Here is a 22,392-nt window from a genome sequence, read left to right as displayed (position 1 = left end):
GGCGCATGGCCGGCGGCGCACTGCAGTCACCGGCATAAGTTGCCTTAGTGAAATGCGGAACACATCATATAACGGATGCGAATGATTCGCAATACGATTAAAGAGCCAACTATTCCGGATAGCCGGTTATATCGGCGATCTCGCGGTACAGGGGTTGCAGCCGCGCATACATCTTGCGGTACACGCGCCGGTACAGCTGTTCATAGATTTTGCGGTGCTCGGGATGCGGCTGGAACACCTTGCCCTTGCGCGTCATCGCCTGCACGGCGGCGGGAAAGTCCGCATGCCAGCCCAGGCCCACGCTAGCGGCGATGGCCGCGCCCAGCCCGGAGCTTTCATACACGTGGGCGCGCGCGGCGGGCAAGCCGAAAATGTCGGCCGTCAGCTGCATCGCCGCGTCGCTTTGCGAACCGCCGCCAGCGATGCGCAGCTCCGTGATGGCAACGCCGCTGCGCCGCTCGATGCGCTCCTTGCCTTCGCGCAGCGCATACGCGAGGCCTTCGAGGATGGCGCGGTAGATGTGCGCGCGCGTGTGCACGTCGCCAAAGCCGATCATGGCGCCCTTCGCTTCCGGGCCCGGCACCTTGATGCCGGGACTCCAGTACGGCTGCAGCATCAGCCCCATGGAACCGGGCGGCACGGCATCGACCAGGCGGTCGAACAGCGCCTCGGCGGACAAGCCAGTGCCATCTTCGGCGGCCGCCGCCCGTTCGCGGTCGCCGAACTGCTCCTTGAACCAGTTGACCATCCAGTAGCCGCGGAAAATCTGCACCTCCGTGCTGTAGGCGCCCGGCATGGCGGCCGGATACGGCGGAATGAAGCGCGTCACTTCCACGTACTTGCGGTTGGTCGTGTTGATGGTGGCCGTGGTGCCGTAACTCAGGCACGCCACATGCGGCTCGACGCAGCCGGCGCCCAGCACCTCGCAGGCCTTGTCGGCGGCCGCCGCCAGCAAGGGCGTGCCTTCCAGGATGCCTGTCGCCGCGGCGGCCGATGCCGTGATGGCGCCCATGCGCGTGCCCGGCGTCACCAGCTCGGGCAGCATCGAGCGCCGAATCGCCAGCGCCTGCCACTTCCAGTCGAAGCGCCCGGCCCAGCCATGGCGCTTGTAGTCGAATGGAATATACGCCACTTGCGAGCCCGTCGAATCGATATATTTTCCGCACAGGCGGTGGTTCAGAAAACCCGACAGCAGCAGGAATTTGTGCGTGCGGCGCCAGATGTCGGGCTGGTGCGCGCTGATCCAGTTGATCTCGGCCTCGCGGCGGAAATACGCGATCGTGCCATCGAGGCGCATGGCGCGAAAGGCGGCGCGCCACCATGGCGCCAGCTGGGGAATGTCGCGCGTGCTGCGCTGGTCCAGCCAGGTGATCGCGGGCCGCAACGGGGCGCCATGCTCATCCACGTTGACCACCGTGCCGCGCTGCGTGGTGACGGCCACGCCGGCCACCGAGGACTTGGCTATGTCCGTGCCGCGCCACAGCTGCTGGCACGCTTCACAGACGGCTTGCCAGTAGCCGTCGGCGTCATGTTCGGCCCAGCCGGGGTGGTCCGAGTAATACGCTTCCAGGAACACCTGCGCCTTGGCCGCCAGCATCCCCTCCCGGTCGAACAGCAGCGCGCGCACGCTTTGCGTGCCATTGTCGATGGCAAGAATGTACGGCCCCTGGCCCGATACGCTCGTCATGGCATCAGCCCAGGCTGGCCAGCGCGGCGCGCAACGCCTGCAGCAGCGCCTGCGGATCCTTGTCCGGCTGGGCGCTGAAGACGGGCGCTTCCCAGTCCTGCTCCCGCACCGCCACCACGCGCAAGCGTCCCTGCGCATTCCAGGCCGGATACCAGCCCACGTCGACGATGTCGCCATTCGCGCACGTGATTTGCAGCAGGTCTTCGCCCAGGTCATCGACGAGGGCATCCACGGGCTGGCGCAAGTCCAGCGGCGACAGGCTGTCGTAGGTGATGCGGGCGTCGCCCAGCGCCAGGGGCTGGCCAAACAGGGTGGTCTCGATGATGCTCTCCTCTTTTGTATTTTTATGGTTTTTCAATCGCCTTGCGGCACGCTGTAATGGCGGCGCCACAGGGCCAGGTAGCGCGCCTGTTCCGCGTCCCAGCGCGCATCGTCCCAGCCCAGTTCATCCTGGCAAATGGCGCGCAGGCGCGGCATGATAGCAAGCGCGCCGCCGGCCAGCTGCAAACCGAGGCGCGTGCGCCGCAGCAGCAAGTCGTCCAGGTGCCGCACGTCCTCCATGCGCGCGCCCCAGCGCAGCTGCGCCCACAGGGTCTGCGTGCCGGGAATCGGCGCCAGCTCACCGTCCCGCGCCGCCTCGCACAGCGCTTGCGCTTGCGCGCCATGGCGCCCCAGCAGGCGTTCGCGCTGTTCGCCATCGAGCGCCAGCGCCTTGCCAGACAAGGGCGGCGCGGCGTCGAAAATCGGCAAAGGCGTCAAATCGGCCTGCCAGCCCGGCAGCAGCGGCGCGGCGCGGCGCAGCGCGTCGAGGGCGATCACGCGAAACGTCGTCAGCTTGCCGCCCGCCACCGTCAGCAAGCCGTTTTCCAGCCATAGCGCATGTTCGCGCGCTTCCTTCGACGGGTCAAGCTGGCCGCTGCCGATCACGGGACGCACGCCGGCAAACGTGGCCAGCACATCGTCTTCGCCCAGCGCCAGCTGCGGGAACTGCCACTGCAACGCCGCCAGCAGATAATCGAGTTCGCCGCGCGTGATGGCCGGTTCCAGGTCCAGGCTGGCGCCATGGTCGACATCGGTGGTGCCCACCAGGGTCACGCCCTCCCACGGATACGCAAACACGGGGCGGCCATCGCGCGGGTGCATCAGGCTGACGGCTTGCGCCAGCGGCAAACGCCAGGCCGGCAGCAGCAGATGGCTGCCGCGCAGGGGCCGCAGTTTCGGCGGCTCTCCCACCTGGCCGCGCAAGGCGTCGGCCCAGGCGCCCGTGGCGCTGATCACCAGGCGCGCGCGCGCAGCGAGTGCCCTGCCGTCGAGCGCATCGTTCAAGCTGGCGCCAACGACCTTATCTCCTTCGCGCAGCAGCGAGTCCACGCCCAGGTAATTGACGGCCACGCCGCCATGGCGGCGCGCCTCCTGCAGCACGCGCAGCACCAGGCGCGCGTCGTCCGTCTTGGCGTCCTGGTACAGCATGCCGCCCCGCAGCCCATCGCGGTTGACATGCGGCGCCAGCATGGCAAAGTCGGCCGCATCGACATAGCGGCGCGCGCGCCGGCCCGCCATCACGTCATAGATGGCCAGGCCCAGCATGAACTGGCGCCGGCCCGGCTTCCTGCCCGTGTAATCGCCAAAGGCGAAGCCCTGCGGCTCGACCAGCCCCGCCGCATCCGTCAGCAAGGCTTGCCGCTCATGCACCGACTCGCGCGTCATCGCGAACTGTCCCTGCTTCAGGTAACGCAAGCCGCCGTGCACCAGCTTCGAGGAGCGGCTCGACGTGCCCCAGGCGAAATCGCGCTGCTCCACCAGCAGCGCCTGCAAACCGCGCCGCGCCGCTTCCAGCAGGATGCCGGCGCCCGTGATGCCGCCGCCGACGATCAAGATGTCCCATTCGCGCGCCAGGATGCCAGGCAGCTCCTCCCGGTTCACAAGCCGCCCCCGGTGTCGGGCAGCAGTTTGCCGGGATTCATCATGCCTTGCGGGTCGAACTGGCGCAGCAGCGCGCGCATGGCGGCGATGCCCAGCTCTCCCTTTTCCGCCGCCAGCCACGGCGCGTGGTCGGTGCCCACGCCATGCTGGTGGCTGATGGTGCCGCCGTTGGCGACGATGGCGGCGCTGGCCGCGTTTTTCAGGCTGCGCCAGCGCGCCATGTTTTCTTCAAATGTGGGCGCCAGTCGATAGACATACGTCGTGTAGACGCTGGCGCCCTGCGCGTACACGTGCGACAGGTGCGTGTACGCGTGCACCTGCTCGCCGTGCTGGGCCAGCGCGCCAGCGCCCGCCTGCTCCAGCGCCGCCATCATGGGCGCCACGCGCGGCCAGTCGACGGCCGTTTCCACAGTGTCGATCACGTAGCCATGCTCCCAGGCGCCGTTGCGCAGGTAGACGTTGCGAAAGCGCCCCTGCTTCCATTTGTCTCCCATGTGGCGTCCCACGTGCACGCCCTTGTGGCGCCGCGCCAGCGCCAGGGCGCCGCGCAGGGCCGCGCGCGCCGGCCCGGCTTCGCCGCTGACGCCCAGCATCAGCATGCACTTGCCTTCGCCGCAGCCGCGCAGGGCCAGATAGCGCTCAAGGAAGCCCACCAGCTTCTTGTGCCCGGCCAGGGTCAGCATGGTTTGCGTTTCGACCGCATTCGACAGGCGCAGCATGCACAAGGGCAGGCGCGACTGGGCCAGTGCCCGCACGGCCGCCTGCGCCCGGCCCCAGTCCGCAAAGAAAACGGCGTGGAACGCCTCATACGGCGGCAGCGGCGAGACGCGCACCGTCGCCTGCGTGAGGATGCCCAGCCGGCCTTCGGAGCCGAGCACCATTTCGCGCAGGTCGATGCCGGCCGCCGAGGCGGGAAACGTGGGGATGCTCAAGGTGCCGGCCGGCGTTTCCACTTCGCCGCCCGCGAACAGCTGCTCGATGCGGCCATAGCGCAACGATTGCTGGCCCGACGAGCGCGTGGCGATCCAGCCGCCCAAGGTGGAATATTCGAACGACTGCGGATAGTGTCCCAGGGTGTAGCCGTGCGCGCGCAGCTGCGCTTCCAGGTCGGGGCCATACACGCCCGCGCCGAAGGTGGCCAGCTGCGCTTCGCGGTCCAGGTGGCCCAGCGCGCACAGGCGCACGAGGCTCAGGACCAGCACGGGGCGCGGCCCCGCCGCCACCGTCAAATGCCCGGCCACGCTGGTGCCGCCGCCGTGGGGGATGACGGCCACGCACGCCTGGCGCGCATACGCGAGCAGTTGGCGCACCTGCAGCGCGCTGTCGGGAAAGGCCACGCCATCGGGCACGGCGCCGATGCGGCCATGGCGCAATTTGAACCAGTCGGGCAGGCTTTGGCCGAGCGCATGGCGCACGCGCGTAGCAGGCGCGGTATCGATCAGCGGATGCGGCGCCAGGCGCGAGGCGGACACCTGCGCGCAGGCGTCGTCAAAGGTGGCATCGACCATGCCGCTGCCCGGCCCCAGGCGCTCGCGCAAAAAAACCAGCGCCTCTTCGCTCAGCGCATACGTGATGCTCTCGTCTCCCCAGCCATTCCAGCGTCGCATCGACATCCCCTATCTTCACCCAGTTGCGCGCCACGGCGGCTTGCTATACTGTCCTTGCCTTATTTTCTTGCCAGATCAATAGCATATGCCGCCACACACGAAGGGTATTGGTTTTTCATGACAATCGCATTGTTCCATCATGACAGGTACTGAAAGCCACCACGCGGAAGGCCGGGTCGCCGGCGCCTATCTGCTGCCGCTGCTGGAAGCGGCCGGCGCGCACGGCATCCCCGCTGAAACCCTGGCGCAGGCGGCCGGCGTGGCGCCGCACCACCTGGAAGCGTGCGCGCCCAGCCCGGCCCTGGCCGCGCGCGACTACGTGCGCCTGCTCGATGCGGCCGCACGGCTGGCGGGCGACGCGCATTTCGGCCTGCACGTGGGCCAGCGCGTGCGCATGGGCACCTACAGCGCGTATGGCTTGATATTGCTCAGTTGCAGCAACGTGGGCCAGGTGCTGGAACAGACGGCCCGCTATGAACGGCTGGCGCACGACCTGGGCCGCTCGACCCTGCAGCGCGATGGCGCCGTCGCGCATTACCACTGGGCAAGCAACTACCCGGGCGCCAGCCGGCACCTGGTCGACAGCGTCTTTGCCGGCGTCAAGGTGTCCGGCGACTGGCTGGCCGGCATGCCGCTGCCGCCCGCCCGGCTGGCGTTCACCCACGATGGCGGCGGCGACCTGCTGCGCCACGCGGCGCACCGCGACGAATACGTGCGCGTGCTGGGCAGCCTGCCCGCCTTTGGCGCGGACGCCAACACGGCCACCTTCGACGCGCAATTGCTGGACTGGCCCGTGCCGAACGCCGACGTTAGCCTGTACCCCGTGCTGTGCCAGCATGCGGAACAATTGCTGGCGCAGCGCCAGGCTGAAACGGACACTGGCGGCGCCATCGACGCGCAAGTGCACGCGGCCATCGTGGGCTGTTTGCGCCAGGGGTCGGCGCGGCTGGCCACCGTCGCCGCCGCACTGGCCGTCACGCCGCGCACCCTGCAGCGCAAGCTGGCCGACGCGGGCACCAGCTTCCAGGCCCTGCTGGACCAGGCCCGGTACGGCCTGGCGCGCGATTATCTGCGCGCGCCGGACTTGTCGCTGGTCGACATCGCCTTCCTGCTCGGCTACCAGGAGCAAAGCGCGTTCAACCACGCGTTTCGCACCTGGTCCGGCACCAATCCCGGCGCCTGGCGCTTGCAGGAAATGCAGGAGCGGCAGCTTGACCGGCAGCAAGCCCCATAGGCGTGCGCGGGGCATGCGCGGCCCGTTTTCTCGCTATACTCGCATAGTCAGGTTTTCCACGATCACTCCAACCCGCAATGCAAAGGATTAATATGCAACTCAAAGACAAAGTCGCACTGATTACCGGCGCCGCCAGTGGTATCGGCAAGGAAATGGCCATTGAATACGCGAAACAGGGCGCCAAGGTCGTCATCGCCGACCTGGTCCTGGAAGCGGCCAGCAAGACGGCCGAGGAAATCAAGCAAGCGGGCGGCCAGGCGTTTGCCGTCGCCATGGATGTCTCCAGCGAAGCGCAGGTCGACCAGGGCGTGGCCGATGCCGTGGCCCACTTCGGCGGCATCGATATCCTGATCAGCAACGCGGGCATCCAGATCATCAGCCCCGTCGTCGACTACCCGTTCGATCAGTGGAAAAAGATGCTGGCCATCCACATGGACGGCGCCTTCCTCACCACGCGCGCCTGCATGCGCGAAATGATCAAGGCCGGCCGCGGCGGCGCCATCATCTACATGGGTTCCGTACACTCGCACGAAGGCTCGCCGTTCAAGAGCGCCTACGTGGCCGCCAAGCACGGTTTGCTGGGCCTGGCCAAGGTGGTGGCCAAGGAAGGCGCGAAAGATGGCATCCGCGCCAACGTCATCTGCCCCGGCTTCGTGCGCACGCCGCTGGTCGACAAGCAGATCCCCGAGCAGGCGGCCCAGCTGAACATCAGCGAAGAAGACGTGATCAAGAAAGTCATGCTGAAAGACACCATCGACGGCGAATTCACCACCACGCAGGACGTGGCGCAAACGGCCGTGTTCCTGGCGGCCTTCCCATCGACTGCACTGAGCGGCCAGTCGATCGTTGTCAGCCACGGCTGGCACATGCAGTAATAGTGACGCCCGCCCACATCGGCTGCGCGGCGCCCTGTGCGGCCTGCGATGCTCGCTGTGCTCCAGCACAGCTGCGCGTCTCGGCCACACATCGCTGCCGCTCGCGATGATGTGGACGGGCGCTTTTGCATCAGCGTATTCTCCCGGTATCTACCCCGAAAGTTTCCCATTGCAAGACAACACTTACCGCCACCCGCGCGCGGGCCGGCCGGGGCGCCTGTTTGCCGCGCTCGCCAATTCCACGCGCTTTGCCAACGCGCGCCAGGCGATCCTGTCGCGCCTGCCCTTCCTGACCCTGCACAGCGACGTGCGCGACGTCGTCTACGTGAGCTGGCTGGTCGACGCCGCTGCCGCGCAGCAACTGCTGCCGGCCGGCGTGACCCTGTGGCAGCGCGGCGGCAAGACGCCATTGACCGTGCTGACCTACCGCCACGGGCATTTCGGCCCGGCCCTGCTCGGTCCCTTGCGCAAGCTGCTGCCGTCACCCCTGCAAAGCAACTGGCGTTTCTATCTGGACCACACGCCGCCGGGCGCGCCGGACGTGCCTTGCGTATACTTTTTGAAAAACATCATGGACAGCCTGCCGCATGCGCTGGGCACGCGGCTGTTCAGCGACATCTTGCCGACCCACCTGGCCGCCGACATGACGCTGGAGGTCAGCGCCACGCAAGCGCGCTGCAGCATCGCGCCCGGCGCCGGCAGCGCGCCCGCGCTCGAGGTGCAGGCGGACATCGCGGCGGAGCATGGCCTCGATGCCGATTGGCAGCAACTGTTCGGCAACTGGCGCGACGCCGTCACCTTCCTCGCCTGCCAGGATGCGGCCATCGCCCACGTGCCGCGCAATGGCAAGCTGGTCTTCGGCGAAATCGACTTACCCGTTGATCTGGATCAAGTGCAAGCGCTGACGGCCTTGCGCGCCGACTGCGGCTTGCTGGGGCAGTTGCCGCCAGTCTCGACGCCGTTTGCCTTTCTCGTGCCCAAGGTTGCCTTCAAGGCGCTATCAGAGCGCCTGCTGTAGCGCGGCGGCGCTCCGGCGCACGCAGGGGCGCAGCTTGGCCGCCGCGCCGCCGTTCCAGCTTGAACAGGGCCATCGCCTGCTCCAGCTGCAAGGTCTGGTCTTGCAGCGATGCCGAGGCGGCCGCCGATTCTTCGACCAGCGCCGCGTTCTGCTGCGTCACTTCATCCATCTGCGTGACGGCCATGTTGACCTGGCCGATGCCGTGGCTTTGCTCGCGCGAGGCCGAGGCGATCTCTTCCATGATGCCGTGCACACCCTGCACGGCGCCCAGCATTTCGGCGCTGCTGGCGCCCGCCTGCTGCGCCAGCTTGGCGCCCGCCTGCACCTGCGCCAAAGACGCCGTGATCAATTGTTTGATTTCCGTGGCGGCCGCCGCGCTGCGGTGGGCCAGGCTGCGCACTTCGCCCGCCACGACGGCGAATCCCCGCCCCTGGTCGCCCGCGCGCGCCGCCTCGACAGCCGCGTTCAGGGCCAGGATATTCGTCTGGAAGGCGATGCCTTCGATGATGCCCGTAATCTCGCCGATCTTCTTCGACGAGGCGTTAATGTCCGCCATCATGTTCACCATCTGGCCGACGATTTCGCCGCCGCGCCCGGCCAGGCCATGCACCTTGCCCGCCATGTCGCTGGCCTGCACGGCGTTGCCGCTGTTTTGCTGCACCGTGGCGGCCAGCTCTTCCATGCTCGAGGCCGTCTGCTGCAGGGCCGACGCCTGCGCTTCCGTGCGGCCCGACAAATCCATATTGCCGGCGGCGATTTCCTGGCTGGCCATGCTGATGCGCAGGAAGTTGCCGCGCACGTCGCCAACGATGGAGTGCAAGTTCACGCGCAACTGGCGCAAGGAGCGCAGCAGCTGCCCCATCTCGTCGCGCCGCGTGGTGTCGAGTTCGCCCGTCAGGTCGCCACCGGCCATCACGTCGCATGCCTGGCGCGCCCGCTGCAAGGGTTGCAGCACGGCACTGTGCAAGCTGTACCAGAAATACAGCGTCGCGCAAAGGGCCACCCCGGACAAGCCCGTCAGCCAGCCGTGGGCCGCGGCCGGCAACACACCGGCATTCCACGCCAGCTGCAGCAGCAATACCAGGCTCAGCAAGCCCAGATTCCAGCCGATGCGCTTGCCCAGCGGCAGGTCGCGCAGGCGCGCCAGCCGGGCCAGCCAGCCCGTGCGCACGGCGGCGCCCTGGCTCAGGGCGATGCCGTCGGCCTGTCCCGCCTTGATGCGCGCGTACAGGGCCGATGCCTGCGCCACCTGCTGGCGCGTGGGCTTGGTGCGCACCGACATGTAGCCGACGGCCACGCCGTCTTCCACCACCGGCGTCACGTTCGCCAGCACCCAGTAGTAATCGCCATTCTTGCAGCGGTTTTTCACCATGCCGCTCCACGATCGGCCCGAGCGGATGGTGGCCCAGAAATCGGCGAACGCTTCGACGGGCATGTCCGGATGGCGCAGGATGTTTTGCGGCGCGCCGATCAATTCTTCCGCGCTGTAACCGCTGACGGCGATGAAATACGGGTTGGCATACGTGATATTGCCTTGCAAGTCGGTAGTCGAGACGATGGTCTCGGTATCGCTCAGGTTGACTTCGGTATCGCTGACAGGAAGATTGAGTCGCATGGTCACATCCTCAGTGGTAGCCCGTACGGTGACGGGGAAGCGGACAAGGCACAGTCGCCAGACAGGAAAACGCATGCGGCACTGGCACCCTTATTTTAATATTTTATTAATAACAAAATATACTGTCTTCCAGCTATGCCACGGCAAGCTCGCCGGCCCAGTAGCGGTCGATGTCCTGCAAGCGCCACTGGGCTGCGCTTTCCGTGGAAACGATGCGCTCCTGGCAACCCGGCGCGGTCAGGTCGATGACGGCCGGGGCGATGCAGGTGCCGGCGCGGATGGAAAAAAACACGCGCACGGTAGGCGAGGTCAGCGGCTTGCCCGGCACCTGCCCCACCACCACGGCCAGGCGTTCCGATTGCAGCCGCACCAGCGTGCCCAGCGGGTAGATGCCCAGGCATTTGACGAAGGCGGCGAACAGTTGCGCGTCCAGATGCCCGCCGCGCCAGGCGGCCATGCGGCGCAGCGAATCGGCCGGGCACCAGCCCTGCTTGTACGGCCGGTTCGACGTGATCGCGTCGTACACGTCGCAGATGGCGCCCATGCGCGCAAACAGGCTGACTTGCTCGCCGCGCAAACCCCTGGGATAGCCGCTGCCATCGAGTTTTTCATGGTGGTGCAGGCACACGTCGAGCGCCACCGGATCGATCTCGCCCACTGCCTGCAACATGCGGTGGCCGGCCGCCGGATGGGCGCGCACGGAAGAAAATTCCGCTTCGTTCAGGCTGCCAGGCTTGTTGAGGATGGTGGAAGGCACGGCCATCTTGCCGATATCGTGCAGCAAACCCGCCAGGCCGGCCGAGCGCACCTGCTCGGGCGCCAGGCCCAGCTCCCTGGCCAGCGCCGTCATCAGCGCGCACACGGCCACCGCATGCATATACGTATAGTTGTCGGCGGTTTTCAGGCGCGCCAGGCCGATCAGCACGTCGCCGCCGCGCAGCACCGAGGCGGCGATATCGTCGACCAGCTCGTTGGCTTGCCCCGCAGACAGGGCCTTGCCCATGCGTACTTCGTCGAACATCGTCTGCACGGCCTGGCGCGAGCGTTCGAGCAGGCGCCGGGCATGCGCCAGTTCCTCGTCGCGCGACATGGCTGGCGCCGCACTCCGGACGAGGCCGCCATCGGCTGCCGGCGCGGCCGCAGATGGCGCCCGCCCGCGCGCCACGTCGATCCACACTTCGCCCAAGCACGCCGCGCGGATACGCTCCAGATCGGCCGGCGACTCGAGCAGGAAGGAACGCGTCCAGAAAGGGGTATCGAGCCAGGAACGGCCCAGGCGCTCGACATACATTCCCAGCACCAGTTCACTACTCGTTATTTTTTTCAGCACGACGGTTCTCCAGGCATTCGGATCGCGGCATTTACTTGCGCATTATCAATATCATACGCCAAAAAAATAACGATTAAACCAAATATTTCCTTTATATGGCAAAATCGCAATAAATACAACAATAATCACCAATTCTATCGCTTTCTTTTTTGACGATAGCGAATCAATAAATATATCAATTAAACCATATTGAATTCGGGGAATGGCATGCATCCTCCCGAGGACGGGGGCGCAGGCGGGCCAGCGACGTCATGCGCCGCCATACGGCAATGGAGTATGGAAAGGAAGTGTGCCAGCGCCAGGCATCCCGAAGAGATGCTGGCGCCATGGAAGGAGAAGTGTCAGGCGGATGCGCGAACGGCGTGACGGCCGGCGGCCTAGCGCGGCACGTAGCGCCAGTTACCGCCGTCCAGCATGAAGGTCAGTTCCGTCTTGATGCCTTCCGGACGGCTTGGCACGCTCAATTCCGTATCGCATACCAGGTAACCCGTCTTGCGCTTGACGTCGCACTCGTTGACGGCCTTGACCTGCATGGTGCTCTGCGCTTCCTGCATCTGCACATCCTTGGCCGCTTCCGGATCGCGCGCCACTTCCTCCCTGGCCCACGCGCGTATCATCGCCTGCGCCTCGGCCGGCGACGGTCCGGCGAATTTCGCATGCTTGCGCTCGACGCCGACCCAGGTACCGCCCTCATGACGCAGCGGCAACACGTTAAAACCGTCGCGCATGCCGGCGCTCATGGCGACCAGGCACACCACTTCGCCTGGCACTTCCAGCGACGCCTGGCAGCCCTGCAGGCTGGTGACCTTGACGGCGATCGGGACCGGCATCGCCGATTGCATTTTGGCCTGGGTCTTGGCCACGCCCGCCTGCACGGCGGCCTGGATGTGTTCGAGTGTCGGCATGGTTGCCGCCTGGGCCGGCAAGGCGGCAAACAGGGCGGCGGCGGTCAGGGCGAGGGATGTCAGGCGCATGGGTATCGAAAGTAGTGATCAAAGGCCGGCAGTCTAGCACTTTGCATAAAGACAGCTGTTTCTCTAGAGCCATTTACCCGGCGTCGGGCGCAAGAAAGGCGCCGCCCGCGTCCGCCTGTCCGCGCAGGCGCAGGCCGATGGCCCGCAGCATCTCCACCAATTCCCGCAGGTGCAAGCCCTCGTCCGTCAACCGGTATTCCACCTTCACGGGCACTTCCGCGTAGATCGTGCGCGTCAGCAAGCCGGCCTCTTCCAGTGCGCGCAAATCCAGGGTCAGCATGCGCTGCGAGATATTCGGCACGGCGCGGCGGATTTCGCTGAAGCGCTTCGGCCCCGCCATCAGGTAACTGAGCAGCACCATCCTCCAGCGCCCGCCCAGCAGTCGCATGGCTTCTTCCACGGCGCAGCCGGAGACATTCTCTTTCATGGTTCGCGTTCCACCTGGTATAAAAAATGTACCTATACCACATTATTCTGCCTTCTTCCAAATAGTAACCATTGCCCTTAGACTGCCCTTCCCTCAGCCCCTATGGAGTTTCGACTTGGAAACCACCCTGATCTACAGCGTGCCGTTCGGCTGCTCGTTTGCCGCCATCGCCGCCCTCGAATGGAGCGGCCTGCCTTTTCACCTGGCCCGCGTGGAAGCGCGCGACCCGGCCAGCAAGCAGCATCCCGCCTTTCTCGCCATCAATCCCCTGGGCCAGACGCCGGCCCTGCTCACGCCCGCGGGCACGCCGCTGCTGGAAAGCATGGCGATTTTGCTGCACCTCGCCGCGCGCGCGCCCGATAGCGGCCTGGGCTTTGCGCAAGGCACGCCGCAATACGACCGCCTCAATAGCGTGCTGTCGTTCCTGCACACCACCTTCCATGCAGCCTTCATGCCCGCCTTCCAGGCGTCGCGCGCTAGCGCCGGCGATGCGCGCGCGGCCGTCTGGCGCGAGATGGCCGTCGAGAAGGTCAACAAAGGCCTGGCGCACCTCGAGCGCCTGCTCGCTGGCCGCGCCTGGCTGGCCTCGGACGCGGCGCCCACCATCGCCGACGCCTACCTGGCCGCCACAGCGCGCTGGGCAGAACCGCTGCAGCTGGCCAGCCTGGCCGACTATCCGCACGTGGCGCGCGTGCTGGCGGCACTCGAAGAGGACCCCGGCATCCGCTTCGCCCACGCCATCGAAGACGGCGTGCCGGCGGCCAGCCAGGGCGGTTTCCTGGGCCACGTGGCGCTCGACCAACTGGCGTAGAAGGCCGGCTAACCGGCGGTCAACTCCCGCAGCGGGCGCGTCTTTATTGCTATGATGTCGGGCTGCCGGCGGTACAGCCGGCCACGTCAATACCATATCGATAACGTCGTCATAAGAATCGGGAGTTTGAATGAGTTTACGTCTGCTGCTCTTGGGAGCATTCAGTGCCGCCATGGCCACCACCGCAGCCATCCCTGCGCTGGCCGCGCCGCGCGGTTTCACCGTCGAGGACATGGTTGCCATGGAACGCGTGGGCAGTCCCGTGCTGTCGCCGGACGCCACGCGCGTCGTCTACACGGTGCGCACCACCAACCTGGACAAGAACCGCGGCAACACGCAGCTGTGGATGATCGACCTGCGCGCGCCGAATGCGGCGCCACGCCAGCTCACGCGAGGCGATGCCAGCGCCAGCGACCCGCAATGGTCGCCGAACGGCGACGCCATCTACTTCCTGTCGGGCCGCTCCGGCTCCTCGCAAGTGTGGCAGCTACCCCTGAACGGCGGCGAAGCGGCCAAGGTCACCGACCTGGCGCTGGACGTCGACACCTACCGCTTGTCGCCGCAGGGCGACCGCCTGGCCTTCAGCATGGGCGTCTTCCTCGATTGCGCGGACCTCGCCTGCACCAAGAAGCGCCTGGATGAAAAAGCCAAGAACAAGGCCAGCGGCATGGTCTACGACCAGATGTTCGTGCGCCACTGGGATACCTGGGCCGACGGCCGCCGCAATGCGCTGTACTCGGCGCCCATCGACGCCACCGGCAAGGTCAGCGCCACACCCGTGAGCCTGAGCGGCACCCTCGATGGCGACGCGCCCTCTAAACCGTTCGGCGACAACGGCGAATACCACTTCAGCCCGGACGGCAAGACGGTGGCCTTCTCCGTGCGCGTGGCCGGCCGCACGGAAGCGTGGTCGACCAACTTCGACGTCTACACGATTCCGGCCGCCGGCGGCCAGGCGCCGCGCAACCTCACGGCCGACAATCCGGCCTGGGATGCGAAAGCCACGTATTCGCCCGATGGCCGCACCCTGGCGTACGTCGCCATGACAAAGCCGGGCTTCGAAGCGGACCGTTTCCACCTGGTGCTGATGGATGTCGCCACCGGCAAGAAGCGCACCCTGGCCGACGACTGGGACCGTTCCGTGGCCGACTTCCGCTGGACGCCGGACGGCAAAGCCTTCCTCGTCGCCGCCGATGACGTGGGCCAGCACCGTTTGTTCCACATCGACGCGGCCAGCGGCAAGGTCAATGCGCTGACGGGCAAAGGCGCCGTGGGCGACTTCGACGTGCGCGGCAATACCATCGTGCTGACGCAGGCGAACCTGGCCTCGGGCGCGCAGCTGTACACGCGCAAGCTCGACGCCAAGGCGGAAAACGCGCCGATGGTGCAGCTGACGAAACAGAATGCGCAAGCCCTGGCCGACGTACGCTTCGGCGAATATGAACAGTTCTCGTTCGCCGGCGCGAATGGCGAGACCGTCTACGGCCACGTCATGAAACCATGGAATGCCAAGGCCGGCGAAAAGTATCCGGTCGCCTTCCTGGTCCACGGCGGCCCGCAAGGCAGCTTTGGCAACAGCTGGAGCTACCGCTGGAATCCGCAAGTGTACGCGGGCGCCGGCTACGCCACCGTCTTCATCGACTTCCACGGTTCCACCGGCTATGGCCAGAAGTTCACGGATTCCATCAGCGGCGACTGGGGCGGCAAGCCGCTGGTCGACTTGCAGAAGGGCCTGGAGGCGGCCACCAAGAAATTCCCGTGGCTGGACCGCGAACGCAGCTGCGCGCTGGGCGCGTCGTACGGCGGCTACATGATGAACTGGATCGCCGGTAACTGGCCGGACGGCTTCAAATGCCTGGTCAACCACGACGGCGTGTTCGACAACCGCGGCATGGCTTACGCGACGGAAGAACTGTGGTTCACGGAATGGGAAAATGGCGGCACCTACTACGACGCGCCGGCCAAGCACGAACAGTTCAATCCCGTCAATTTCGTGAAGAACTGGAAGACGCCGATGCTGGTGGTGCAAGGCGACCTGGACTTCCGCATCCCCACCGCGCAAGGCCTGGGTACCTTCACGGCGCTGCAGCGCAAGGGCATCCCGAGCAAGCTGCTGGTCTTCCCGGACGAGAACCACTGGGTGCTGAAACCGGCGAACTCGCTGCTGTGGCATCACACGGTGCTCGATTGGCTCAATACGTACACTAAAAAGTAAGCCTGTTCCAACGTAAGAAAGCCGCACAGTTCGCACTGTGCGGCTTTTTTTCATCCATCAATTAAGCCAAATCAATACGCCATCAATACGTATTGAGCGCCTTGGCGAACTTCACGATCCACAAGCGGCTTGGACGTTCGCGGTCGTCGCCGCGCGCCACGCGGATGGTGTTGGCCGCGTTGCAGCCGGCGGCGGCGCTGGTGACGATGGCGCCGCTGGCGTCGACCGTGCACTTGGTCACGTCGGCGCCATCGACTTCCACGCCATTCGCGTCAAAGATCTTGGTTTTCAGGCCGAAGTCGTTGTCGTTGGCCAGCGCGATGGTGGAGTCGTCGATCAGGGTCAGGCCTTCCGCCTTTTCCGCCGCCCAGCCGATGGCGTTCAAGTCCAGCAGCAGGGTTTTCTTCAGCGGCGTGACGGCAGTCCAGTCGGCGCCATTGACAGCCGCGCCGCCCATGCTGCTCTTTTCCAGGTCCGACGTCGTCGCGTTGAAGGCGGCGGCCGCGATATCGGTCGCGCCCTTCAATTCCACCAGCATCAGTTTATTGAAAACCTTGCCCGACGGCGCGGCGCCCTGCTCGATGACGAGGAACTTGCCGCCGCCCAGCGCCACCATGTCGCCCAGCTTGGCGTTGCCGGTGCGGCCATCCTGGTAGTCGGCTGCATTCAGCGGATACGCGTACATCTTGCCGCTGGTGCCCGTCGTCGGGTCGAATTCGATCCAGCGCGTGAAGCGGGCAAAGCGCTCGACCTGCTCATTCTTCTTCGTCACCGTGTATGGCGCCGTGCCGTCGGACAAGGGGCTTTGCAGGAAGGCGTACAGCTTGTCGTTGCTCGTGTCGAGGGTCATGCCTTCCATGCCGCGATTCGCGCGGCGCTTGGCGAACAGCGCCGGCAAGCCCTTGCCCGGCTCGTACTTGGCCTGGATGATGCCGGTGGCCGCATCGATCTTGACGATGAAGGGGCCGTATTCGTCGGAGACCCACAGCGCATTGCGCTTGGCATCGACGACGATGGCTTCCGAATCGAGGCCGCCCGCGTTGAAGACGGCCTTGCCGGTCGCGTCGAATTTCATCGCATCCATGACGGGAATCTCGGCCGAATTGCCGACCGCGCCCACGGGCACGGGCAAGCCCGAGCTGTTGACCGTGGCCGACACCTTGATCGGCGTCGACGAACCGAGCACGGCGCCGTTCTTGCCCACCGTGATGACGCCGAACGACGGCGTGAAGCTCGGCGACGGGAAGATCTTGCTGCCGATCGTGCCCTTGCCCGAAGGGTCGGGCACCAGCGGGCCGTCGCCGTTCGGGCCACGGTCCGTCAAGCCATAGAATTCCAGGTCGCCCGCCGCGTTCTTGCCTTTATACGCCAGGCCCGAGCCGTACGACGGCAGGAAGCCGGTCGGGAATTCACCCTTGATCTTGGCGTTGGCGCCTTCGTACGGCACGTAGAATTTGTCGGCCGCCTGGATCTGGTAGCGCGTCACGGTCACTTTTACTTCGCCGACCGGATTGGCTTGCGTCAGCGCCTCGTTGACGGGCGCGCCCGCTTTCGAGGCCAGGGTATCTTCAAAATGCTCGCGCACCAGGGCGCGGCGCTCCGCATCGACCGTGCGGCCGGCGAATTTCGCGCCCACCGTGGCCAGATGCGCGGCCAGCGCCGCGTTGAAGACGGCCGGGGCGGCGGCGAAGTCCAGGGTCTTGCCGGCCAGCGCGGCCTTCACGTCGGCCGTCAGCCTGATGCCGTTCGACGGATCGCTGTCATCGTCGAGCAGTTGTAGCGCCAGCAGGCGGTTGACGACCTTGTCGTCCGCCACGTTCGTGCTGGCGGCCAGCGCCAGCGGCGTGACGACGGCGCCGCATGGTGCCGAACCCAGGGCCAGGCCGCCCACGCTGAAGGCCACCGTCTCGCCCGGGTTGCATATGAATTCGCCCTTGGCATTGGTGCTGGCCTTGGCCGCACTGCCAGCCACGTAATCGAGCCCTTCCACCGCGCCGTCGAGGAACACGCCCGTCTGCGCCACGGGCTTGGAAGGCTCCGCCGGCGGATTGTCGCTGCCGCCACAGGCGGCCAGGGCCAAGCCGGCGGCGATGGCCAGCAGGGTCAGTTTCGGGGTGGACGTTACGGCAGTCTTCATGCATTCCTCGGCTAGGGTGGGATTGAAGCCGTGGAGGATAACTGTTCAAAGTGACAAGCCCATGACAGGCATCACGGTGGTGGCGTATCCGCAACAGGCCCGCCGATGCCGCCAAAGCGGCCATCGGCCTGGCGCCGGAACTCCTTCGGCGTGACGCCCTTCACCTGCAGGAAGCGGCGGTTGAAGTTGGCCACGTTCTGAAAGCCCACGTCGTAGCAGACGTTGGAGACGTATTGGTCCGTATCCATCAGCAGCTGGCATGCCTTGTTGATGCGCAGCCGGCTGATGAAATCCGTAAAACTGTTGCCCGTCGCCTTGCGGAAGAAGCGCGAGAATTTACTCAGCGACATGCCCACCTGCTCGGCCAGCATTTCCGCCGAAATCGGCTCGCGGTAATTGTCCGTGATGTAGTTGAGGACGGAATTGACCTTGGCCAGGGTGGCGTCATCGTCATACGAACGCAGGGAGGCGCTCGACAGCAAACGGTAGTTGGCCGTGCGCGCCAGTTTGCTCATCAGCTGGACGAATTCGGCGAAGCGCTCCGCGCCGTGCGTGGCGCGGATGCGCGCCAGATGCCGCTCCGCTTCCGCACCCATCTGGAAAAACTCCACGCCATAGCTGGAGCGCTCGAGCAGCGGCAGCAGTTCGCGCAATTCGGGGATGACGCGCGCGGCGCCGGCCAGCGGCGCGTGGGCGAATTGCACGATCATGTCGCGCAGGGCCACGCCGCCTTCCGGCATCACGTTGGAAATCCAGTTGTGCGGCAGGCGCGGCCCCGTCAGCACCAGGTGGCCGGGCGAGAACTCGCCGATATAGTCGCCCACGAATAGTCGCCCGCTGGTAGCGACGATCAGATGCAGCTCGTATTCTTCATGGCAGTGCCAACGCACGCGCGAGCTGGGATAGCCATGTTCCAGGTAATTGATGATGCCATCGTAGCTTTCGCGTTCCAGCTCGGGCGCCTTGCGCTCGCCATCCTTCTGCCGCAGGTGTTCCATGCTCGTCTCTCCCAGGCTGTCCCCGCCCGTGCCATCGAATGTACCTTAAAAAACCTCAGGCGCCAAAACGGCCCAGCGCCTGCTGGCGAAACTCCTTCGGCGTCATGCCCTTCAATTCCAGGAAGCGCCGGTTGAAGTTGGCCACGTTGTTGAAACCCGCCTCATAGCAGATGTTGCTGACGTACCGCTCCGTTTCCATCAGCAACTGGCACGCCTTGTTGATGCGCAAGCGGTTGACGAAGTCCGTGAAGCTGTTGCCCGTGGCGTGGCGAAAGAAGCGCGAAAACGTCCGCTCGGGCATGTCCACCTGCTCGGCCAGCTGTTTCAGCGAAAACTGGCTGCTGTAATTGTGCACGATGAAGTTGATGGCGGAACTGATGCGCGCCAGGGCCACGTCGTCGTCGCTCGACTGCATGGGCACCGTCGACAGCAGCTGGTAGTCGCTGGTCTGCGCCAGCTCCGCCAGCAAGGTGAGAAATTCGATGAAGCGCGGCAGGCCGCTGCTGTCGCGGATGCGCAGGAAGCGCCGCAGCGACTGTTCGCTGACGCCAAAGAATTCCACGCCATGCAGGGCGCGCCGCAGCAGCGGGAAAATATCCTTCAATTCGGGTATGGCGGCGGCCATCGACGCCAGCGGCGCATGCGAGAACTGGATCACCATGTCGCGCAAGGCCACGCCTTCCGGCGGCGTGTCGAGCGACACCCAGTTGTGCGGCACGCGCGGCCCCGTCAGCACCAGGTGGCCGGGCGTGAACTGGCCGATGTAGTCGCCTACGAACACCTTGCCGCTCGTCTCGACGATCAGGTGCAGTTCGTACTCGTCGTGATAATGCCAGCGCACCAGCGCATTTGGATAGCCGTGCTCCAGGTAGCGGATGAAGCCGAAACTGCCTTTCGGCTCGAAGCCGGGCGTGGCGTCGCGCTGCTGTTCCAGCTCCATCTGCGGCAAGGAGATTGGCATGGCGCGCCCTCCCCCTCAAGCCACGCTCTGTTCCAGCGCCGCGCGCGCGCCCAGTCCATACAGGCTGGCCAGCGCCTGCCGCACCGCCTGCGTGAACGCTGGCGTGTCGCTCAAGTCGCCGAACAGTTCGCGCAAGGACAGCAGCGCCGTGGCGTCCGCGCCGCCCTGCAGCACCAGCGCCCGCAGGCGCGCCGCGTACGGATCGTTCAAGGGCATCTCGCGCCCCTGCTCGTCGTGGCCTTCCAGGTAGCGGAACCAGCACGCCACGGTGAAGGCCAGCAGCGTGATGGCGCCGCCCCGGGCCAGCGCTTCGCGCACGGAGGGCAGCACGAATTTCGGGATGCGCGCCGAGCCTTCCGTGCCGATGCGCGCCAGCTGGTCGCGCACGGCCGGATTCGAAAAGCGCTCGATCAGGGTATCTTTATAGCTGGCCAGGTCGACGCCTTGCACCGTATCGAGCAGCGGCGTGACCTCGTCATCCATCATGCGGCGCACCAGCCGGCGGATGCCAGGGTCAAGCATCGCTTCATGCGCAAAGGTGTAACCGAGCTGCATGCCGATGTAGCACAGGGCCTGGTGGCTGGCATTCAAGAGGCGCAGCTTCATCTTTTCATACGGCAGCACGTCGTGCGTCATCTGCGCGCCCACCTTTTCCCAGGCCGGCCGGCCCTGCGGGAATTCGTCCTCGATGACCCACTGGCGGAACGGTTCGCACACGACGGGCCAGGCGTCGACGATGCCAAAGGACTCGCGCACGAGGGCCCGGTGTTCATCGGTGGTGGCCGGCGTGATGCGGTCGACCATGCTGTTGGGGAAGCTGCCATGCGTGGCCAGCCAGCGCGCCAGCTCCCCGTCGCGCAGGGCGACAAAGGCCAGCAGCATCTTGCGCGTCACGTCGCCATTGTTTTGCAGGTTATCGCAGGACATGATGGTAAACGGCGCCAGGCCGCGCTGGTGGCGCAGGGCCAGCGCGGCGGCCAGGTAGCCGAACGAGCAGCGCGGCGCCTCGGGGTGCGCCAGTTCATGCACGATGTCGGGGTGTCGCGCATCGAATTCGCCCGTGCCCTGGTTGACGTAATAGCCGCCTTCCGTGATGGTCAGCGCGACGATGCGCGTGCCAGGGTCGGCCAGCTTGTCGAGCACGGCTTGGGGCTCGTCGGGCGCATACAGGTATTCGCCGACGCTGCCGATGATGCGCGCCGCGTCGCCGGCCGCGCTGCGCTCGACCACCGTGTACAAGCCATCCTGCGCCCGCATGGCGTCGCGCATGGCCGCGTCAACCGCCAGCAAGCCCACGCCGCAATAGCCCCATTGTTGATTGCCGGGCAAGGCCAGCAAATCGTCGAGGTAGACGGCCTGGTGGGCGCGGAAAAAGCCGCCCACGCCGATATGCACGATGCTGGGTTCGAGCGCCTCGCGCGCATACGCGGGCACGGTCACGTTCCCCCCGAGCTTGGCCAGGTTCGCCTGGTTCAATGCGATGGCGTCCATTACAGCGCTCCTTTCGCCGCCGCGTAGGTCTTGCCGGCGCGGTCAAAATAATGCACAAAGCCGGGCTCGAACGTCAGGTGCGTCTGCTGGCCCGGCTGCAGGCTGCTACGCTCGGCGCCGCGCGAGACCACCTGCACGTCGTTCGGCAGGCGCACATAGGTCAGCGTCTCCACGCCCAGGGACTCCACCAGGTCGACGGTGACGGGCACGCTGCCCGGCTGCGCCGCACCCAGGTGCACGTGCTCGGGGCGGATGCCGACAAAGCCGTCCGCCTGCGCCGCGCTGCCCGCCTGCGCCAGCAGCTGCGGCGCCGCATCGGCCGGCACCACGTTCATGCTGGGCGTGCCGATGAATTGCGCGACGAAGCGGTTGGCGGGATGGTCATACAGTTCCAGGGGCGAGCCATGCTGTTCGATCTGTCCGTCGCGCAGCACCACCACGCGGTCGGCCAGGGTCATCGCCTCGACCTGGTCGTGCGTCACATAGATCGTCGTGGCGCCCAGCTCGCGGTGCAGCTTGGCGATCTCGATGCGCGTCTGCACGCGCAGGGCCGCGTCGAGGTTGGACAGCGGTTCATCGAACAGGAACACCTTCGGGTCGCGCACGATGGCGCGGCCGATGGCCACCCGCTGGCGCTGGCCGCCCGACAGTTCCTTCGGCGTGCGTTCCAGGTATTTACCCAGGTCGAGGATGGCGGCCGCCTTGTCGACTTTTTCGCGGATGATGGCGGGATCGACGCCGGCCAGTTTCAAGGCGAACGACATGTTCTGGAACACCGTCATGTGCGGGTACAGCGCATACGACTGGAACACCATCGCCAGGTCGCGCTTGGACGACGGCACGTTCGTGATGTCGCGCCCGTCGAGCGACAGCTTGCCGCCGTCGATCGGTTCCAGGCCCGCGATCAGGCGCAGCAGGGTGGATTTGCCGCAGCCCGATGGTCCCACGAAGACGACGAACTCGCCCTGTCGGATCTCCAGGTCGATGCCCTTGATGGCGCGGTGTTCGCCAAAGAATTTCTCGATATTGCTCAGTTGAAGGTAAGCCATGATTGTCTCATTTCTGATTTGTTTTTCGATGCTTTCAGAA

18 protein-coding genes are annotated in these 22,392 nt (G+C 65.9%); 5 read left to right on the top strand and 13 right to left on the bottom strand.

What is annotated here, in order from left to right; all coding sequences use genetic code 11:
• Positions 1–109 precede the first annotated feature (109 nt).
• Genes GCN78_RS20150 through GCN78_RS20135 form a run of 4 tightly spaced genes read right to left on the bottom strand, consistent with a single transcriptional unit; the run spans position 110 to position 5,217 of the window.
• The gene (locus GCN78_RS20150) at positions 110–1,687 is read right to left on the bottom strand and encodes an FGGY-family carbohydrate kinase (RefSeq protein ID WP_152253283.1); all 1,578 of its coding nucleotides are present in this window, start codon (positions 1,685–1,687) and stop codon (positions 110–112) included.
• Between the two features lie 4 nt (positions 1,688–1,691).
• Complete coding sequence (locus GCN78_RS20145) at positions 1,692–2,045, bottom strand: hypothetical protein (RefSeq protein ID WP_152253282.1); 354 nt, start codon at positions 2,043–2,045, stop codon at positions 1,692–1,694.
• Complete coding sequence (locus GCN78_RS20140) at positions 2,042–3,610, bottom strand: glycerol-3-phosphate dehydrogenase/oxidase (RefSeq protein ID WP_152253281.1); 1,569 nt, start codon at positions 3,608–3,610, stop codon at positions 2,042–2,044. Before GCN78_RS20140 ends, GCN78_RS20145 begins: the two co-directional genes overlap by 4 nt.
• A complete protein-coding gene (locus GCN78_RS20135; RefSeq protein ID WP_152253280.1) occupies positions 3,607–5,217 on the bottom strand; it encodes an FAD-binding oxidoreductase in 1,611 nt (536 codons plus the stop codon). Before GCN78_RS20135 ends, GCN78_RS20140 begins: the two co-directional genes overlap by 4 nt.
• Positions 5,218–5,356: 139 nt before the next feature.
• Here GCN78_RS20135 and GCN78_RS20130 point away from each other — a divergent pair, with 139 nt between their 5' ends.
• The 3 genes from GCN78_RS20130 to GCN78_RS20120 all read left to right on the top strand — a co-directional run bounded on the left by GCN78_RS20130 (position 5,357) and on the right by GCN78_RS20120 (position 8,344).
• Positions 5,357–6,451 carry an AraC family transcriptional regulator gene (locus GCN78_RS20130; RefSeq protein ID WP_152253279.1) on the top strand — a complete coding sequence of 365 codons (1,095 nt, stop codon included), beginning with the start codon at positions 5,357–5,359 and terminating at the stop codon, positions 6,449–6,451.
• Positions 6,452–6,543: 92 nt separating this feature from the next.
• Positions 6,544–7,326, top strand: a complete 783-nt coding sequence (locus GCN78_RS20125; RefSeq protein ID WP_152253278.1) for a 3-hydroxybutyrate dehydrogenase — start codon at positions 6,544–6,546, stop codon at positions 7,324–7,326.
• A 169-nt stretch (positions 7,327–7,495) separates the two neighbouring features.
• Positions 7,496–8,344: a DUF2071 domain-containing protein gene (locus tag GCN78_RS20120; protein ID WP_152253277.1), complete on the top strand. Its 849-nt coding sequence runs from the start codon at positions 7,496–7,498 to the stop codon at positions 8,342–8,344.
• Here GCN78_RS20120 and GCN78_RS20115 read toward each other — a convergent pair.
• The 4 genes from GCN78_RS20115 to GCN78_RS20100 all read right to left on the bottom strand — a co-directional run bounded on the left by GCN78_RS20115 (position 8,316) and on the right by GCN78_RS20100 (position 12,690).
• Positions 8,316–9,959 carry a methyl-accepting chemotaxis protein gene (locus GCN78_RS20115; RefSeq protein ID WP_152253276.1) on the bottom strand — a complete coding sequence of 548 codons (1,644 nt, stop codon included), beginning with the start codon at positions 9,957–9,959 and terminating at the stop codon, positions 8,316–8,318. The genes GCN78_RS20120 and GCN78_RS20115 overlap by 29 nt on opposite strands.
• Positions 9,960–10,092: 133 nt before the next feature.
• On the bottom strand, positions 10,093–11,289 hold the full coding sequence (locus GCN78_RS20110) for an HD-GYP domain-containing protein (RefSeq protein ID WP_152253275.1): 1,197 nt from the start codon (positions 11,287–11,289) through the stop codon (positions 10,093–10,095).
• Between the two features lie 377 nt (positions 11,290–11,666).
• The gene (locus tag GCN78_RS20105; RefSeq protein ID WP_152253274.1) at positions 11,667–12,263 is read right to left on the bottom strand and encodes a hypothetical protein; all 597 of its coding nucleotides are present in this window, start codon (positions 12,261–12,263) and stop codon (positions 11,667–11,669) included.
• Between the two features lie 73 nt (positions 12,264–12,336).
• The gene (locus GCN78_RS20100) at positions 12,337–12,690 is read right to left on the bottom strand and encodes a winged helix-turn-helix transcriptional regulator (protein WP_152253273.1); all 354 of its coding nucleotides are present in this window, start codon (positions 12,688–12,690) and stop codon (positions 12,337–12,339) included.
• A gap of 115 nt (positions 12,691–12,805) precedes the next feature.
• On the opposite strand from GCN78_RS20100, the gene GCN78_RS20095 reads away from it, so the two are divergent.
• Both GCN78_RS20095 and GCN78_RS20090 read left to right on the top strand, forming a co-directional pair.
• Entirely contained in the window at positions 12,806–13,501 is a 696-nt protein-coding gene (locus GCN78_RS20095; RefSeq protein ID WP_152253272.1) for a glutathione S-transferase family protein, read from the top strand.
• A gap of 130 nt (positions 13,502–13,631) precedes the next feature.
• The gene (locus tag GCN78_RS20090; protein WP_152253271.1) at positions 13,632–15,716 is read left to right on the top strand and encodes a S9 family peptidase; all 2,085 of its coding nucleotides are present in this window, start codon (positions 13,632–13,634) and stop codon (positions 15,714–15,716) included.
• A gap of 82 nt (positions 15,717–15,798) precedes the next feature.
• On the opposite strand, the gene GCN78_RS20085 is transcribed toward GCN78_RS20090, so the two are convergent.
• From GCN78_RS20085 to GCN78_RS20065, 5 genes are all read right to left on the bottom strand, one after another.
• Positions 15,799–17,853, bottom strand: coding sequence for an esterase-like activity of phytase family protein (locus tag GCN78_RS20085; RefSeq protein ID WP_152253270.1), 2,055 nt, complete (start codon positions 17,851–17,853; stop codon positions 15,799–15,801).
• Between the two features lie 71 nt (positions 17,854–17,924).
• The gene (locus GCN78_RS20080) at positions 17,925–18,851 is read right to left on the bottom strand and encodes a helix-turn-helix domain-containing protein (RefSeq protein WP_152253269.1); all 927 of its coding nucleotides are present in this window, start codon (positions 18,849–18,851) and stop codon (positions 17,925–17,927) included.
• Between the two features lie 55 nt (positions 18,852–18,906).
• Positions 18,907–19,812: a helix-turn-helix domain-containing protein gene (locus GCN78_RS20075; RefSeq protein WP_152253268.1), complete on the bottom strand. Its 906-nt coding sequence runs from the start codon at positions 19,810–19,812 to the stop codon at positions 18,907–18,909.
• A 15-nt stretch (positions 19,813–19,827) separates the two neighbouring features.
• A complete protein-coding gene (locus tag GCN78_RS20070; protein ID WP_152253267.1) occupies positions 19,828–21,303 on the bottom strand; it encodes a mannitol dehydrogenase family protein in 1,476 nt (491 codons plus the stop codon).
• Positions 21,303–22,352, bottom strand: a complete 1,050-nt coding sequence (locus tag GCN78_RS20065; protein ID WP_152253266.1) for an ABC transporter ATP-binding protein — start codon at positions 22,350–22,352, stop codon at positions 21,303–21,305. The genes GCN78_RS20070 and GCN78_RS20065 overlap by 1 nt, the downstream gene beginning before the upstream one ends.
• Between the last annotated feature and the right edge of the window lie 40 nt (positions 22,353–22,392).

It is taken from the genome of Janthinobacterium rivuli (genome assembly GCF_009208735.1).
In the GTDB taxonomy this organism is placed as follows: Bacteria; Pseudomonadota; Gammaproteobacteria; order Burkholderiales; family Burkholderiaceae_D; genus Janthinobacterium.
The sequence above is the reverse complement of the archived record's forward strand: the minus strand, read 5'-3'. Positions and strand labels throughout refer to the sequence as shown.